The organism is Streptomyces sp. NPDC058650 (assembly GCF_042717315.1).
Classification (GTDB): Bacteria; Actinomycetota; Actinomycetes; order Streptomycetales; family Streptomycetaceae; genus Streptomyces.
In genome coordinates, this window is the sequence record NZ_JBHXRL010000002.1 from 286,635 (window position 1) to 301,472 (window position 14,838).

General features: G+C 70.6%; 13 protein-coding genes and 2 pseudogenes. 11 read left to right on the forward strand and 4 right to left on the reverse strand.

Annotated elements, in window-relative coordinates:
* Window positions 1–25 precede the first annotated feature (25 nt).
* The 4 genes from ilvN (at window position 26) to ACFWWU_RS05040 (ending at window position 4,201) form a co-directional block, all read left to right on the forward strand.
* Window positions 26–553, forward strand: a complete 528-nt coding sequence (ilvN, locus tag ACFWWU_RS05025) for an acetolactate synthase small subunit (protein ID WP_121833425.1) — start codon at window positions 26–28, stop codon at window positions 551–553.
* A 119-nt stretch (window positions 554–672) separates the two neighbouring features.
* The gene (ilvC, locus tag ACFWWU_RS05030) at window positions 673–1,674 is read left to right on the forward strand and encodes a ketol-acid reductoisomerase (RefSeq protein ID WP_024756290.1); all 1,002 of its coding nucleotides are present in this window, start codon (window positions 673–675) and stop codon (window positions 1,672–1,674) included.
* 266 nt (window positions 1,675–1,940) lie between these two features.
* Window positions 1,941–3,530, forward strand: a complete 1,590-nt coding sequence (gene serA, locus ACFWWU_RS05035) for a phosphoglycerate dehydrogenase (RefSeq protein ID WP_384139095.1) — start codon at window positions 1,941–1,943, stop codon at window positions 3,528–3,530.
* Between the two features lie 89 nt (window positions 3,531–3,619).
* Complete coding sequence (locus ACFWWU_RS05040) at window positions 3,620–4,201, forward strand: TetR/AcrR family transcriptional regulator (RefSeq protein WP_384139098.1); 582 nt, start codon at window positions 3,620–3,622, stop codon at window positions 4,199–4,201.
* A gap of 28 nt (window positions 4,202–4,229) precedes the next feature.
* On the opposite strand, the gene ACFWWU_RS05045 is transcribed toward ACFWWU_RS05040, so the two are convergent.
* Complete coding sequence (locus ACFWWU_RS05045) at window positions 4,230–5,342, reverse strand: PucR family transcriptional regulator (RefSeq protein WP_384139101.1); 1,113 nt, start codon at window positions 5,340–5,342, stop codon at window positions 4,230–4,232.
* 184 nt (window positions 5,343–5,526) lie between these two features.
* Here ACFWWU_RS05045 and ACFWWU_RS05050 point away from each other — a divergent pair, with 184 nt between their 5' ends.
* Window positions 5,527–6,453: a proline dehydrogenase family protein gene (locus tag ACFWWU_RS05050; RefSeq protein WP_384139104.1), complete on the forward strand. Its 927-nt coding sequence runs from the start codon at window positions 5,527–5,529 to the stop codon at window positions 6,451–6,453.
* 30 nt (window positions 6,454–6,483) lie between these two features.
* Window positions 6,484–8,115, forward strand: a complete 1,632-nt coding sequence (gene pruA, locus ACFWWU_RS05055) for an L-glutamate gamma-semialdehyde dehydrogenase (RefSeq protein ID WP_384139107.1) — start codon at window positions 6,484–6,486, stop codon at window positions 8,113–8,115.
* An 80-nt stretch (window positions 8,116–8,195) separates the two neighbouring features.
* Here the strand turns inward: pruA and ACFWWU_RS05060 are convergent, their stop codons facing one another.
* Window positions 8,196–9,077, reverse strand: a complete 882-nt coding sequence (locus ACFWWU_RS05060; RefSeq protein ID WP_384139110.1) for an alpha/beta fold hydrolase — start codon at window positions 9,075–9,077, stop codon at window positions 8,196–8,198.
* Window positions 9,078–9,188: 111 nt separating this feature from the next.
* On the opposite strand from ACFWWU_RS05060, the gene ACFWWU_RS05065 reads away from it, so the two are divergent.
* Window positions 9,189–9,725, forward strand: a complete 537-nt coding sequence (locus ACFWWU_RS05065; protein WP_384139113.1) for a GNAT family N-acetyltransferase — start codon at window positions 9,189–9,191, stop codon at window positions 9,723–9,725.
* A gap of 34 nt (window positions 9,726–9,759) precedes the next feature.
* On the opposite strand, the pseudogene ACFWWU_RS05070 reads toward ACFWWU_RS05065, so the two are convergent.
* Both ACFWWU_RS05070 and ACFWWU_RS05075 read right to left on the reverse strand, forming a co-directional pair.
* Window positions 9,760–9,936, reverse strand: a pseudogene (locus ACFWWU_RS05070) (PadR family transcriptional regulator); the annotation flags it as partial.
* A 20-nt stretch (window positions 9,937–9,956) separates the two neighbouring features.
* Entirely contained in the window at window positions 9,957–10,958 is a 1,002-nt protein-coding gene (locus ACFWWU_RS05075; protein WP_384139115.1) for a zinc-binding dehydrogenase, read from the reverse strand.
* A gap of 119 nt (window positions 10,959–11,077) precedes the next feature.
* On the opposite strand from ACFWWU_RS05075, the pseudogene ACFWWU_RS05080 reads away from it, so the two are divergent.
* The 4 genes and pseudogenes from ACFWWU_RS05080 to ACFWWU_RS05095 all read left to right on the forward strand — a co-directional run bounded on the left by ACFWWU_RS05080 (window position 11,078) and on the right by ACFWWU_RS05095 (window position 14,836).
* Window positions 11,078–11,972, forward strand: a pseudogene (locus ACFWWU_RS05080) (LysR family transcriptional regulator).
* A gap of 263 nt (window positions 11,973–12,235) precedes the next feature.
* Window positions 12,236–12,367 (forward strand): hypothetical protein, encoded by a 132-nt coding sequence (locus tag ACFWWU_RS05085; RefSeq protein ID WP_329621017.1) that lies wholly within the window; start codon window positions 12,236–12,238, stop codon window positions 12,365–12,367.
* A gap of 80 nt (window positions 12,368–12,447) precedes the next feature.
* Window positions 12,448–13,488, forward strand: coding sequence for a 3-isopropylmalate dehydrogenase (locus ACFWWU_RS05090; protein WP_317599419.1), 1,041 nt, complete (start codon window positions 12,448–12,450; stop codon window positions 13,486–13,488).
* 259 nt (window positions 13,489–13,747) lie between these two features.
* Window positions 13,748–14,836, forward strand: a complete 1,089-nt coding sequence (locus tag ACFWWU_RS05095) for a branched-chain amino acid aminotransferase (RefSeq protein ID WP_384139119.1) — start codon at window positions 13,748–13,750, stop codon at window positions 14,834–14,836.
* Window positions 14,837–14,838 lie beyond the last annotated feature (2 nt).

Genomic DNA, 14,838 nt, shown 5'->3' on the forward strand with positions numbered 1-14,838 from the left:
AGAGCGAAAAGGAAGAGACCCAGACATGTCCACCAAGCACACGCTCTCCGTCCTCGTCGAGAACACGCCCGGCATCCTCGCCCGGATCGCCGCGCTCTTCTCCCGCCGCGGCTTCAACATCGACTCGCTCGCCGTCGGTGTCACCGAGCACCCCGACATCTCCCGCATCACCATCGTGGTCAATGTCGAGGGCCTGCCCCTGGAGCAGGTGACCAAGCAGCTCAACAAGCTGGTCAACGTCCTGAAGATCGTCGAACTCGAGCCCAGCGCCGCGATCCAGCGCGAGCTCGTCCTGGTGAAGGTCCGCGCCGACAACGAGACCCGCTCCCAGATCGTCGAGATCGTGCAGCTGTTCCGCGCCAAGACCGTGGACGTCTCGCCCGAGGCGGTCACCATCGAGGCCACCGGTTCGAGTGACAAGCTCGACGCGATGCTCAAGATGCTGGAGCAGTTCGGCGTCAAGGAGCTCGTCCAGTCCGGCACGATCGCCATAGGGCGTGGGTCCCGGTCCATCACGGACCGGTCCCTGCGGGCCCTCGACCGCAGCGCCTGAGAGTCATCGGAGGTCAACCGCCGGTCCATCCGACGGTCCGACTGACGAGACCCCAAAGCTTCCCTCAAGCGCTCCCCCGTACGGTGGGACGCAACACCAGCACCTCAAGGAGATTTCCAGTGGCCGAGCTCTTCTACGACGCCGACGCCGACCTGTCCATCATCCAGGGCCGCAAGGTCGCGGTGATCGGCTACGGCAGCCAGGGCCACGCCCACGCGCTGTCCCTCCGTGACTCCGGTGTCGACGTCCGTGTCGGTCTCCAGGAGGGCTCCAAGTCCAAGGCCAAGGCCGAGGAGCAGGGCCTGCGCGTCGTCTCCGTCGCCGAGGCCGCGGCCGAGGCCGACCTCATCATGATCCTGACCCCGGACCCGATCCAGGCCAAGGTCTACGAGGAGTCCATCAAGGACAACCTGAAGGCGGGCGACGCCCTCTTCTTCGGCCACGGCCTGAACGTCCGCTACGGCTTCATCGAGGTCCCCGAGGGCATCGACGTCGCCCTGGTCGCCCCGAAGGGCCCGGGCCACCTGGTCCGTCGTCAGTACGAGGAAGGCCGCGGCGTTCCGTGCATCGCCGCCGTCGAGCAGGACGCGACCGGCAACGCCTTCGCGCTGGCGCTCTCGTACGCCAAGGGCATCGGCGGCACCCGCGCGGGCGTCATCAAGACGACCTTCAAGGAAGAGACCGAGACCGACCTGTTCGGTGAGCAGGCCGTCCTCTGCGGTGGTACCGCGGCGCTGGTCAAGGCGGGCTTCGAGACCCTGACCGAGGCCGGCTACCAGCCGGAGATCGCCTACTTCGAGTGCCTCCACGAGCTGAAGCTCATCGTCGACCTCATGTACGAGGGCGGCCTGGAGAAGATGCGCTGGTCGGTCTCCGAGACCGCCGAGTGGGGCGACTACGTCACCGGCCCGCGGATCATCACCGACGCCACCAAGGCCGAGATGAAGAAGGTCCTCGCGGAGATCCAGGACGGCACCTTCGCCAAGGAGTGGATGGCCGAGTACCACGGCGGCCTGAAGAAGTACAACGAGTACAAGACCCAGGACGCCAACCACCTCCTGGAGACCACCGGCAAGGAGCTGCGGAAGCTCATGAGCTGGGTGAACGACGAGGAGGCGTAAGCCTTCTGGGGGTCCCCCCACGCCCCTGGGGCGTAGGGGGAGGGGCCGGACACTGTGTCCGGCCCCTTCCCGCATCGTTGGACACCTCGTCCAACCACGGACGGGTGATCCTTCCGCCGAGGCGTATGAGCTGCGCCGATGCACCACTACACTTCTCAACAACATACGCGTCAGGCCCACAGCGTCGTGCGCTTTCACGCGGCAAGCCCCCTCCACCGCCTGCGGCCGTCGGGACGGCCGTCCGCACTGGATCTGTGAGGACTCACGTGAGCTCGAAACCTGTCGTACTCATCGCTGAAGAGCTGTCGCCCGCCACCGTCGACGCGCTGGGCCCGGACTTCGAGATCCGGCACTGCAACGGCGCCGACCGCGCCGAGCTGATCCCCGCCATCGCCGACGTGGACGCGATCCTGGTCCGGTCCGCGACCAAGGTCGACGCCGAGGCCCTCGCCGCCGCGAACAAGCTCCGGGTCGTCGCCCGTGCCGGTGTCGGTCTGGACAACGTCGACGTCTCCGCCGCCACCAAGGCCGGCGTGATGGTCGTCAACGCCCCGACCTCGAACATCGTCACCGCCGCCGAGCTCGCGTGCGGTCTGCTGGTCGCCACCGCGCGCAACATCCCGCAGGCCAACACCGCGCTGAAGAACGGCGAGTGGAAGCGCAACAAGTACACGGGCGTCGAGCTGAGCGAGAAGACCCTCGGCGTCGTCGGCCTCGGCCGCATCGGCGTCCTGGTCGCCCAGCGCATGTCCGCCTTCGGCATGAAGATCGTCGCGTACGACCCCTACGTGCAGCCGGCCCGCGCCGCCCAGATGGGGGTGAAGCTGCTGGCCCTGGACGAGCTCCTGGAGGTCGCGGACTTCATCACCGTCCACCTGCCGAAGACCCCCGAGACCCTCGGTCTCATCGGTGACGAGGCGCTGCACAAGGTCAAGCCCTCCGTCCGGATCGTCAACGCCGCGCGCGGCGGGATCGTGGACGAGGCGGCGCTCTTCTCCGCCCTCAAGGAGGGCCGGGTCGCCGGTGCGGGCCTCGACGTGTACGCGAAGGAGCCCTGCACGGACTCCCCGCTCTTCGAGCTCGACCAGGTCGTCTGCACCCCGCACCTCGGCGCCTCCACGGACGAGGCCCAGGAGAAGGCCGGCATCGCCGTCGCCAGGTCGGTGCGTCTGGCACTCGCGGGCGAGCTGGTCCCGGACGCGGTCAACGTCCAGGGCGGCGTGATCGCCGAGGACGTGAAGCCGGGTCTGCCGCTCGCCGAGAAGCTCGGCCGGATCTTCACCGCCCTCGCGGGCGAGGTCGCGGCCCGTCTCGACGTCGAGGTCTACGGCGAGATCACCCAGCACGACGTGAAGGTGCTCGAACTCTCCGCGCTCAAGGGCGTGTTCGAGGACGTGGTCGACGAGACCGTGTCGTACGTCAACGCCCCGCTGTTCGCGCAGGAGCGCGGTGTCGAGGTCCGTCTGACGACGAGCTCCGAGTCGCCCGACCACCGCAACGTCGTCACCGTGCGCGGCACGCTGGCGAACGGCGAGGAGGTCGCGGTCTCCGGCACGCTGGCGGGCCCCAAGCACCTCCAGAAGCTCGTCGCGGTCGGCGACTACGACGTGGACCTGGCGTTCGCCGACCACATGGTCGTGCTGCGCTACGAGGACCGCCCGGGCGTCGTCGGCACGGTCGGCCGGATCCTCGGCGAGGCCGGTCTGAACATCGCGGGCATGCAGGTCTCCCGCGCGGAGGAGGGCGGCGAGGCGCTCGTCGTGCTCACCGTGGACGACACGCTGCCGGCGGCCGTCCTGGCGGAGATCGCCGAGGAGATCGGCGCCGCCTCGGCCCGCTCGGTCAACCTGATCTGACGCACGGCACCCTGCGCACACGCGTACGCGTACCCGGTCTCTAGACATTCGTCTTACACGATTGTCTAGCGGCCGGGTACAGTGCTGTCATGGGACACAAGGAAGACCTGCTCGAAGGTGCCAAGCGCTGCCTCCTGGAGAAGGGGTACGGGCGCACGACGGCCCGCGACATCGTCGCCGCCTCGGGCACCAACCTCGCCTCCATCGGCTACCACTACGGCTCCAAGGACGCCCTGCTCCAGCAGGCCTTCCTGGCCCTCACCGAGGAGTGGGGCGAGCAGGTCGGCCCCGCGGGCACCGGCGAGGAGAAGCGGGAGCTGCCGACCGACCCGTACGCGCGCTTCCACGCCGTCTGGGAGCAGGTGATCGGGGCGGCCGAGGCCAGCCGGCCCGTGTGGAAGCTCCAGACCGAGATCGTCACGCGGCTCGACGACGACGAGAAGCTGCGCGACGCCATCAAGGAGCCGCAGCGGGAGGGGCGCCTCGGCATGGCCGAGGGCTTCCTCGGCATCGACCCCGCGGCGGACCCGGAGAAGGCGCGGGTGGCGGGGCTGCTCTGTCAGGCCCTCGCGACCGGCGTGATGATCCAGTGGATGGTCGACCCGGAGACCGCGCCGAGCGCGGGGGACCTCACGGAGGGGCTCAAGGTCCTGATGGGGGAGCGGGACTGACGGCGGGTCACCCTCCCGCGGCCCCCGTCTACAGCTTCGCGGACTTCAGGGACATGTGGAGCAGCAGCCGGTCCTCGCCGTCGTCCAGGTCCAGGCCCGTGAGCTGTTCGACCCGGGACAGCCGGTAGTAGAGGGTCTGCCGGTGGATGCCCAGGGCCGCCGCCGTGCGGCCCGCCTGGCCCGCGTTGTCGAGGAACACCTCGGCCGTGCGGGCCAGTTCGGCGTGGGCCGGGGCGAGCAGCGGCGCGACGGCGGGGTCGATCTCGGGGTGGTAGAGCGCCGCGAGCAGGCGGTAGGGGCCGATCCCGGCCCACTCCGCGACCGGGCCGAGCGTCGGCTGTGCCGTGGCGGCGCGGGCCGCCGTGCTGGCTTCGCGCCAGGCCGCCGGAAGCTCCGCGAGGCCCCGGCGGGGCGTCGCGATGCCGGCCGGTGCGGCGGCGCGCAGCCGCTCCGCGGCCGTGCGGGCGGGGGCGAGGTCCTCGGCCGTGCGCAGCCGTACGAGGACGGCGAGGGACTTGCCCTCCGGGAGCGTGGCGACCGCCGCCGCGCCGGGGACCGCCCGGATCGACGGGGCGTCGCCCTGCCAGGGGGTCACGCAGACGACGGTGTGCAGACCGTCCGCGCTGGGGCCCAGGGCTGCCCGGAGCGCCGCGACGGCCATGTCGCTCTGCCAGCCGCGCCCGGCGGTCAGGACCGCGACGAACTCGCGGGAGAGGTCGGCGTCCGCGCGCTCCTCGTCGGCGAGGAGCCCGCCGATCCGGGTGGCGACCTCCATGGCGGCCGCGAGCCGGGCGGGCGCGGGGCCGGGCTCGGCGTCCAGGAGCCAGACGTACCCGAGGACGACGCCCCGATGGCGTACGGGAAGGCAGATCCGGTCCCGGAACACCCCGGCGTCCGGGGCGGCCGGGATGCGGACCGGGCCCGTCGCCCGGGTGATGCCGAAGCCCTCGAACCAGGCGCGGACCGCCGGGGTCGACTTCCGGGTCAGGATCGACCGCGTCCGGACGGGGTCCATCGCGGCGTCGTCGTCGCTGTCGTGCGCCCCGAAGGCGATCAGCCCGAAATCGCGGTTCTCCAGCGTCGCCGGGGCGCCCAGGAGCGCGGAGATCTCGTCGACCAGTTCTTGGTAATCGCCCTTCACAGCGCCATTCTCGCACCCCCTCAGACATGTGTATGAGATGCCGCGCACGGATGCGTGACAGCTGTCGATGGCAGAGGATCGGAGCGATCCATAGGTTTCACGGTGGTTCTCCGTGCTGTTACCGGTTTCTTACGAAAGACCGGGTACAGCACTATTCGTCACCCTGTCCTTCTGGAGGTGCCCCGTGCTGGGTCCCGTGATTCTCGCCGCGTCGCGCAGCGACAAGATGCGCCGTCTCGTGTCGGCCGCCCCCGGGACCAAGCAGGTCGTCGCCCGCTTCATAGCCGGTGAGTCGGTCGGCGACGTCGTCCCGATCGTCCAGGAGCTGAGCGACCGCGGCCTGGAGGTGACCCTCGACGTCGTCGGTGAGGACATCACCACCGTCGAGCAGTCCTACGCCGCCCGGGACGCCTACCTGGAGCTCATCGGCCGTCTCAAGGAGCTGGGCCTCGGCGCCCGCGCCGAGATGTCCGTCAAGCTGTCGATGTTCGGCCAGTCCCTGGAGGGCGGCCACGACCTCGCCCTCGCGAACGTCCGCCCGGTCGTCGAGGCCGCCGCCGAGATCGGCACCACCGTCACCCTGGACGCCGAGGACCACACCACCCTCGACTCGATGTTCGCCATCCACGAGGAGCTCCGGAAGAGCTTCCCGCAGACCGGCTGCGTCATCCAGGCGTACCTCTTCCGCACCGAGGACGACGCCCGCCGCCTCGCGGCCAACGGCTCCCGCGTCCGGATCGTGAAGGGCGCCTACAAGGAGCCCGCCTCCGTCGCCATCCAGGACAAGCCCGAGATCGACAAGGCGTACGTCCGGATCATGAAGATCCTGATGGACGGCGAGGGCTACCCGATGATCGGCTCCCACGACCCGCGCCTGATCTCCATCGGCCAGGAGCTGGCCCGCCGCGCCGGGCGCAAGCTGGACGAGTACGAGTTCCAGATGCTGTACGGCATCCGCAGCGAGGAGCAGAACCGTCTCGCCGCCGAGGGCCACCGCATGCGCGTGTACACCGCCTACGGCACCGACTGGTACGGCTACTTCATGCGCCGTCTCGCGGAGAAGCCGGCCAACCTGCTGTTCTTCGTCCGCTCCATCCTCACCAAGGGCTGAGCCCACCTCTCACAAGGAGTCACGAGACTTATGGACGCTGTCACCCAGGTCCCCGCTCCGGTCAACGAGCCGGTGCACAGCTACGCCCCCGGCTCGCCCGAGCGCGCCCGCCTTGAGATCAAGCTCAAGGAGCTGTCCGAGAACCCGCGCGAGCTGCCGATGACCATCGGCGGCGTGAAGCGCCTCGGCGGCGGCGAGGAGTTCAAGGTCGTCCAGCCGCACAACCACAAGGCCGTCATCGGCACCTTCCGCGGCGCCACCACGCAGGACGCCCAGGACGCCGTCGACGCCGCCCTCGCCGCGGCTCCGGCCTGGCGCGCGATGGCCTTCGACGACCGCGCCGCGATCATCCTGCGCGCCGCCGAGCTGCTCGCCGGCCCGTGGCGCGAGACGCTCGCCGCGTCTACCATGCTCGGCCAGTCGAAGACCGCCCAGCAGGCCGAGATCGACACCCCGTGCGAGCTCGTCGACTTCTGGCGCTTCAACGTGGCGTACGCCCGCCAGATCCTGGCCGAGCAGCCGCCGGCCAACTCCCCGGGTGTGTGGAACCGTCTGGACCACCGCCCGCTGGAGGGCTTCGTCTACGCGATCACGCCGTTCAACTTCACGGCCATCGCGGGCAACCTGCCCACCGCCCCCGCCCTCATGGGCAACGTGGTGGTCTGGAAGCCGTCCCCGACGCAGACGCACTCCGCCGTGCTCCTCATGGAGCTCCTGGAGGAGGCCGGCCTGCCGAAGGGCGTCATCAACCTGGTGACCGGCGACGGCATCGCCGTCTCCGAGGTGGCCCTGAACCACCCCGACCTGGCCGGTATCCACTTCACCGGTTCGACCAAGACCTTCCAGCACCTGTGGAAGACGGTCGGCACCAACATCGAGAAGTACCGCTCGTACCCGCGGATCGTCGGCGAGACCGGCGGCAAGGACTTCGTCGTCGCCCACCCGAGCGCCGACCGCGCCATCCTGAAGACCGCCCTGACCCGCGGCTCCTTCGAGTTCCAGGGCCAGAAGTGCTCCGCGTCCTCGCGTGCGTACGTCCCGGCCTCCATCTGGAACGACGGCTTCAAGGAGGAGTTCGCGGCCGAGGTCGACGGCATCACCATGGGTGACGTCACCGACCTGTCGAACTTCATCGGCGCCGTCATCGACGAGCGCTCGTTCGCCAAGAACAAGGCCGCGATCGACCGTGCCGCGGCCGACCCGACCTGCACGATCGTCGCCGGCGGCACCTACGACGACTCGGTGGGCTACTTCGTCCGCCCGACCGTCATCGCGTGCACCGACCCGGAGAACGAGGTCTTCAAGGCCGAGTACTTCGGCCCGATCCTCGCGATCCACGTCTACGAGGACGAGAAGTACGACGAGATGCTGACCCAGATGGAGTCGGTCTCGGACTACGCCCTCACCGGCGCGGTCATCTCCGGTGACCGCGCGGCCGCCGCGTACACGATGGAGAAGCTGCGCTTCGCCGCGGGCAACTTCTACATCAACGACAAGTCGACCGGTGCCGTCGTCGGCCAGCAGCCCTTCGGTGGCGGCCGTGCCTCGGGTACGAACGACAAGGCCGGCGCCCCGCAGAACCTGATGCGCTGGACGCTGACCCGCGCCATCAAGGAGACGCTGGTCCCGCCGACCGAGTACGGCTACCCGCACATGGGCTGACGCCCCTCCGGGCCTCGCTGAGGCCCGCCCCCTGACACCGCCCCCCTCCTCGGTCCCCCAACTGAGGACGGGGGCGGTTCTCATTCCCCGGCGCGACGCTTCAGGAAGTCGCCGATCAGCGCCGCGATCGCCGGCGCGTGGGTCTCCAGGGCGAAGTGGCCCGTGGGCAGGAGGTGGATCTCCGCGTCCGGGAGGTCGCGGCGGAAGGCTTCGGCGCCCGCCGGGACGAAGACCTGGTCGCCCTCGCCCCAGACCGCGAGGAGGGGGACCCGGGAGGTGCGGAAGTACTCCTGGAAGGCGGGGTAGAGGGCGAAGTTGGAGCCGTAGTCGGCGATGAGGCCGAGCTGGATCTCGTCCTGGCCGTCGCGGGCCATGAGGGTGGCGTCGTGGTGCCAGGCGTCGGGGCTGAGCAGGTCGCGGTACTCGGCCGGGACGCCGGTCTCGTACTGCCACTTGATGCCGTCGAGGGAGCGGATGCCGCGGACGGGCTCCTCGGTCTCGGGGGTGCGGTTCTCGATGAGCGCGAGGACCGGGGCCCAGGCCTCGGCGCCGAGGCCCTCGTCGTAGGCGTTGCCGTTCTGGCTGATGATCGCGGTGACGCGCTCGGGGTGGGCGAGGGCGAGGCGCAGGCCGATGGGGGAGCCGTAGTCCTGGATGTAGAGGGCGTACCGGTCCAGGCCCAGGGTCTCGGTGAACTCGTCGGTGAGCGCTGCCAGTTCGGCGAAGGTGTAGTCGAAGTCGGCGGCGGAGGGAGCCGCGCTGCGGCCGAAGCCCAGGTGGTCGGGGGCGATCAGCCGGTAGTCGTCGGCGAGCAGCGGAATCAGGTCGCGGAACATGTGCGAGCTGGTGGGGAAGCCGTGCAGCAGGAGCAGGACGGGGGCGTCGGCCGGGCCGGCCTCGCGGTAGGCGATCTCGTGGCCGCGGACGGTGGCGGTGCGGTGGTGGATCGGCAGCACGGTCATCGTTCTAACTCCTTAAGTACGTCTCACTGGTTATGGCTTGACTCAATCAGGCCCGGGCTAACCTGTCAATGACTATTAAGGGGTTAGGTGAGGTTGTGGGAGGGTGAGCGCATGACCTTGAGGATCGCGCCCACCCATGAACTCGGGGCCGGGCTGCTCCGCTCCGTCCGCGCGATGCTGGATTCCGCCTTCGACGGCGACTTCGCCGACGAGGACTGGGACCACACCCTCGGCGGCGTCCACGCCTGGATCGAGGACGGACCGGGCATCGCCGCCCACGGGGCCGTCGTCATGCGCCGCGTGCTCCACCGGGGGCGTTCGTACCGCGTCGGGTACGTCGAAGGGGTCGCCGTCCGGAGCGACCTCCGGCGGCGGGGGCTCGGCGGGGCCGTGATGGACGGCCTGGAGCGGGTGATCGACGGCGCGTACGCCTTCGGGGCGCTCAGCGCCTCGGACGAGGGGGCCGTCCTCTACCGGGCGCGCGGCTGGCGCGTCTGGGAGGGGCGGATCGAGGTCCTCGGCCCCGGGGGGATCGTCCGCCTCGCGGAGGAGGAGGGGTCCGTCTTCCTGCGGGCGGCGGGCGGCCGGGCCCTGCCGGACCCCGCCGACCCGCTCGTCTTCGACTGGCGCGACGGGGACGTGATGTGAGGGAGGGCCAGGGCGCGGGCGGGCTCTGTTCCTCGCGCCCGCGCTCCGTGAGCCGGTAGCAGCGGCGGCCCGGTCCGCGCTCGGCGGCGCGGAACTCGGCCTCCACCAGGCCGGCTTCCTCCAGGCGGTTCAGCACGGGATGGAGCGTCCCGCCCCTGATCTCGCCGAGTCCCGCCTCGGCGAGCGCCTTGGCGATCTCGTAGGAATGCACACGGGATAGGAGTGTCGGGCTTACGCGGCGACCAGCATCTTTCCGAGGTTCTCGCCGCGCAGCATCCCCAGGAACGCGTCGACGATGTGCCCGAACCCCTCCACCACCGTCACGTCCAGCGGCAGCGATCCGTCGCGCAGGTGCGGGATGGCCAGGTCGTACAGCTCCTCCAGCGCGTCCGTGTGGTCGCGTACGAGGAAGCCTTCGAGCCGGATGCTCTTGCCGACCACGTCGAAGAGGTTGCGCGGGGCCGGCGGGGGAGCGGAGAGCGAGTGGTACTGGCCCACCGCGCCGACCCAGGCGATCCGGCCGAACGGGCGCAGCGAGGCGATCGCGGCCTCCAGGTGCTCGCCGCCCACCCCGTCCAGGACCGCGTCGAGCCCGGCCGGGGCCGCCTTCGCGAGGAGCTCCGTGACCGGCCCGTCGTGGTAGTCGAAGGCCGCGTCGAAACCCACCTCCTCCGTCAGGTACGCCACCTTGCGCGCCGAACCGGCGCTGCCCACGAGCCGCCCCGCGCCGAGCAGCCGGGCGAGCCGTCCCGCCGCCGTGCCGACCCCGCCCGCCGCGGCGGACACGAAGAGGTCCTCGCCCGGCTGGAGCCGCGCGATCCGGGTCAGGCCCACGTAGGCCGACAGGCCCGTACCGCCGAGCAGGCTCAGATGCGCGGCGAGCGGGACGCCCTCGAAGTCCGGGACCGGGCGTGCCTCGTCCTTCGTGACGAGGGCGTGGGTGCGCCAGCCCTTGCGGTGCAGGACGAGGTCGCCGGGGCGCAGGGCCGGGTCGCGGGAGTCGAGCACGCGGCCCAGGGTGCGGCCCTCCATGGGGGAGTCCAGGGTCCAGATCTCGTCCGTGTCCATCGCCTCGCGGTGGTACGGGTCGACGGACCACTGGAGGTTCTCGACGAGGGCGGTGCCCGGCTCCGGCGCCGGGACGGGGGACTCGACGAAGGAGAACAGGTCGGGGGTGGGGAAGCCGGTGGGGCGGGCGGTCTGCTGGACGGTGATCATGGTGTCGTTCGTCATGGAGGTGACGGTAGGAGGGGATCCGCGGCCCGGGCAGGGGGTAGCGTCGATGGCTGCGGCCGATCCATGAATGCCGCTCATACAGCCAGGTGGGAGCCCCGATGGCCGACGGAACGGCGATGGCCGACGGAACGGCGAGGGCCGACGGAACGGCGAGGACCGACGACCTCGCCCCGCGCGAACTGCGCGTCCTGGTGGCCGTCGGCCGCGAGCGTGGCTTCTCCGCCGCCGCTGTCGCCCTCGGGATGACCCAGTCCGCCGTCTCGCACTCGGTGCGGGGGAGTGAGCGCAAGCTGGGTGCCGTCCACTCCGACGGCGGCGGGCGAGCGGGCCCTCGCGCACGCCCGGCGCGTGCTCCGGCTCCTCGACGTGATGGCCGCCGAGGTGCGCGGTGCGGTGCGGGACGGCGCGTCGGGCTCCCCCGCCGGGCCGCTGCGGATCGTGGCCTTCCGCAGTGCGGCGCTGCATCTGCTGCCGCGCGCCCTCGGGCGGTTGACGGCGCGGCACCCGGAGATCGTGCCGGAGGTGCGGATCGTGCGGGAGGTCGGGCGCGGCACGGCGGGCGAAGTCCTCGACGGGCGGGCGGACCTGGGGATCGCGACCATCGGGACCACCTCGCCCGTGCTGCCGGAGCTGGTCGGGGGCGTGCTGGTGGAGGAGGGGTACGCGCTGGTGCACCCGGCGGGGCACCCGGCGCCGCGCTCGCTGCCGCTGGTCGACTGGACGGAGAACTGCACCTCGTACACCCGGGAATGGTGGGCCGGGCAGGAGTGGCTGCCGCCGGCGACGGTGCAGGCCGAGGACGACGGAGCGGTGCTCTCGATGGTGAGCACCGGTTACGGGATGGCCGTGATGCCGGAGCTCTCGCTGGTCGGAGCGCCGCCCTCGGTCGAGATCACCGATCTCGGTCCGGAGCGCCCGACACGTTCGGTGGGCTACGTCACCACCCCCGAACTGGCGGCCTCCCTCGCCGTACGGGCGCTCATCAGGGAGTTGCGGGCCGTCGCGGGGTGACCCTCGGGCGACCCCGACGGGACCCAGAGTCCCGCGCCGTCTCAGATAGTAGGAAGTCCGAGTAATTGTGGAGACAGATGCGGCGCCCTGCCCTAGCTTTGTAGGAGCCGAACGTCTCGCTACATCAGCGAATGGCGGTCGAGAGCGCGACGCCCCTGTGCAGGCAACCCCTGCGGCGGCGCTCCCCGCCCCTGCCGGCACCTTCGATCACCACTGATCTCCGCACTTTCGGATCATCACTGATCTCAAGGAGTCGATCCCTCATGGCCTCTCAGACCACCCGCCGCGTCCGCCACTCCGCCGGCCGTTCCAGCGACGAGGCTCGCCAGAACGCCGCCGCCGCACTCCAGCGCGCCCTCGACCGCCGTGACAACGGCGGCTCCACCGGCCACTGAAGTCGTCCGTTCGGGCTGTCCGTTCGTCCACATGATGGACAGAACGTGTCAGACGATGGGACGAAGAGTAGGGTGCCGACATGTCTCACAGCATCAATCTCGCAGTCATTCCCGGCGACGGCATCGGCCAGGAGGTCGTGGCCGAGGGCCTCAAGATCCTCTCGGCCGTCCTTCCCCAGGACGTGAAGCTGGAGACCGAGGAGTACGACTTCGGCGCCAAGCGCTACCACGCCACCGGTGAGACCCTCACCGACGCCGATCTCGACTCCCTCAAGAAGCACGACGCCATCCTGCTCGGCGCCATCGGCGACCCGTCGGTGCCGTCCGGAGTCCTGGAGCGCGGCTTCCTGCTGAAGCTCCGCTTCGCCTTCGACCACCACGTGAACCTGCGTCCCTCGAAGCTGCTCCCCGGCGTCGCCACCCCGCTCGCCGGGCAGCCCGAGATCGACTTCGTCGTGGTCCGCGAGGGCACCGAGGGCCCGTACACCGGTAACGGCGGCACCATCCGCAAGGGCACCCCGCACGAGGTCGCCACCGAGGTCTCGGTCAACACCGCCTTCGGTGTCGAGCGGGTCGTCCGGGACGCCTTCGCCCGCGCCCAGGCCCGTCCGCGCAAGAAGCTGACGCTGGTCCACAAGAACAACGTGCTGACGTTCGCCGGCCACCTCTGGACGAACATCTTCACCAAGGTCGCCGCGGAGTTCCCCGAGGTCACCACCGACTACCTGCACGTCGACGCCGCGACGATCTTCCTCGTCACCGACCCGGCCCGCTTCGACGTCATCGTCACCGACAACCTCTTCGGCGACATCATCACCGACCTCGCCGCGGCCGTCTCCGGCGGCATCGGCGTCGCCGCCTCGGGCAACATCAACCCGAGCGGCGAGTTCCCGTCCATGTTCGAGCCGGTCCACGGCTCCGCGCCGGACATCGCGGGTCAGGGCAAGGCCGACCCCACGGCCACCGTCCTCTCCGTCGCCCTCCTGCTGCGCCACCTCGGCTACGAGGCCGAGGCGGTCCGGGTCGAGAAGGCCGTCGCGGCCGACCTCACCGAGCGGGGTGCCGCCGTTCGTACGACGGCCGAGATCGGCGACGCGCTCGCCGCGCGAGTAGCGAGCTGACCCGCGCAGCCGACTGACATCTGACAGCAGCCGCCGGGTCGCACCTGCACCCGGCGGCTGTACCTGTGCGGCCGAAGGGTGCCACCATCGAACCCTGGACCGCGTTCACCCGTTTCGTGCTCCGGTCCCCGCGAGCGATAATCGAACGTGGGGCCGCGGCATGCGGGCATGCTCGGACGTCCACACAGTCATGGGCGTCAGCCGATGAGTGAGGCATGAGCGCGGTCCGACACACACAACCGGTGAAGGACACGCACTCATGACGACGCCCACGATCGAGCTCAAGCCCTCCTCCAGCCCGCTGTCCGACGTGGAGCGCGAGGCGATCCTGGCCAACCCGGGATTCGGCCGCCACTTCACCGACCACATGGTCACCATCCGGTGGACCGAGGGTCGCGGCTGGCACGACGGCCAGCTCGTGCCGTACGGCCCGCTGCACCTGGACCCGGCGACGAACGTCCTGCACTACGCGCAGGAGATCTTCGAGGGCCTGAAGGCCTACCGCCGCCCCGACGGCTCGGTCGCCAGCTTCCGCCCGGACGCCAACGCCCGCCGTTTCCAGTCCTCCGCCCGCCGCCTGGCCATGCCGGAGCTGCCCGTCGAGACCTTCGTCGAGGCCTGTGACGTGCTCGTCCGACAGGACAAGGCGTGGGTCCCGGCGCACGGCGGCGAGGCCTCGCTCTACCTGCGTCCGTTCATGATCGCGACCGAGGTGGGTCTGGGCGTCCGCCCGGCCAACGAGTACCTCTTCGTCGTCATCGCCTCCCCGGCCGGCCCGTACTTCCCCGGTGGCGTGAAGCCCGTCTCCATCTGGCTCTCCGAGAACCGCGTCCGCGCCGTCCCCGGCGGCGTCGGCGACGCCAAGACCGGCGGCAACTACGCGGCCTCCCTGCTCGCGCAGGCCGAGGCGGCGGAGAAGGGCTGCGACCAGGTCGCCTACCTCGACGCCGTGGAGCACAAGTGGGTCGAGGAACTCGGCGGCATGAACCTGTACTTCGTGTACGGCGACAAGCTCGTCACCCCGACGCTCACCGGTTCGCTCCTCGCCGGCATCACCCGTGACTCGCTGCTCAAGCTGGCGGCGGACCTCGGTCTGAAGCCGGAGGAGGGCCGCGTCTCCATCGACCAGTGGCAGGTCGACTCCGCGAACGGCACGCTGACCGAGGTCTTCGCCTGTGGCACGGCCGCCGTGATCACCCCGGTCGGCACGGTCAAGTCCGAGCGGGGCGAGTGGCAGCAGTCGGGCGGCGAGCCCGGCGAGGTCACGATGAAGCTGCGCGACGCGCTGCTCGCCGTCCAGACCGGCAAGGCCGAGGACGTCCACGGCTGGATGCACGAGCTGGGCTAGTC

Excerpts from the sequence above, each read along its gene's own strand:
- ilvN (WP_121833425.1), top strand. The coding sequence starts at position 26 with ATGTCCACCAAGCACACGCTCTCCGTCCTCGTCGAGAACACGCCCGGC.
- ACFWWU_RS05040 (WP_384139098.1), top strand. The coding sequence starts at position 3,620 with ATGGGACACAAGGAAGACCTGCTCGAAGGTGCCAAGCGCTGCCTCCTG.
- pruA (WP_384139107.1), top strand. The coding sequence starts at position 6,484 with ATGGACGCTGTCACCCAGGTCCCCGCTCCGGTCAACGAGCCGGTGCAC.
- ACFWWU_RS05060 (WP_384139110.1), bottom strand. The coding sequence starts at position 9,077 with ATGACCGTGCTGCCGATCCACCACCGCACCGCCACCGTCCGCGGCCAC.
- ACFWWU_RS05065 (WP_384139113.1), top strand. The coding sequence starts at position 9,189 with ATGACCTTGAGGATCGCGCCCACCCATGAACTCGGGGCCGGGCTGCTC.
- ACFWWU_RS05075 (WP_384139115.1), bottom strand. The coding sequence starts at position 10,958 with ATGACGAACGACACCATGATCACCGTCCAGCAGACCGCCCGCCCCACC.
- ACFWWU_RS05085 (WP_329621017.1), top strand. The coding sequence starts at position 12,236 with ATGGCCTCTCAGACCACCCGCCGCGTCCGCCACTCCGCCGGCCGTTCC.
- ACFWWU_RS05090 (WP_317599419.1), top strand. The coding sequence starts at position 12,448 with ATGTCTCACAGCATCAATCTCGCAGTCATTCCCGGCGACGGCATCGGC.
- ACFWWU_RS05095 (WP_384139119.1), top strand. The coding sequence starts at position 13,748 with ATGACGACGCCCACGATCGAGCTCAAGCCCTCCTCCAGCCCGCTGTCC.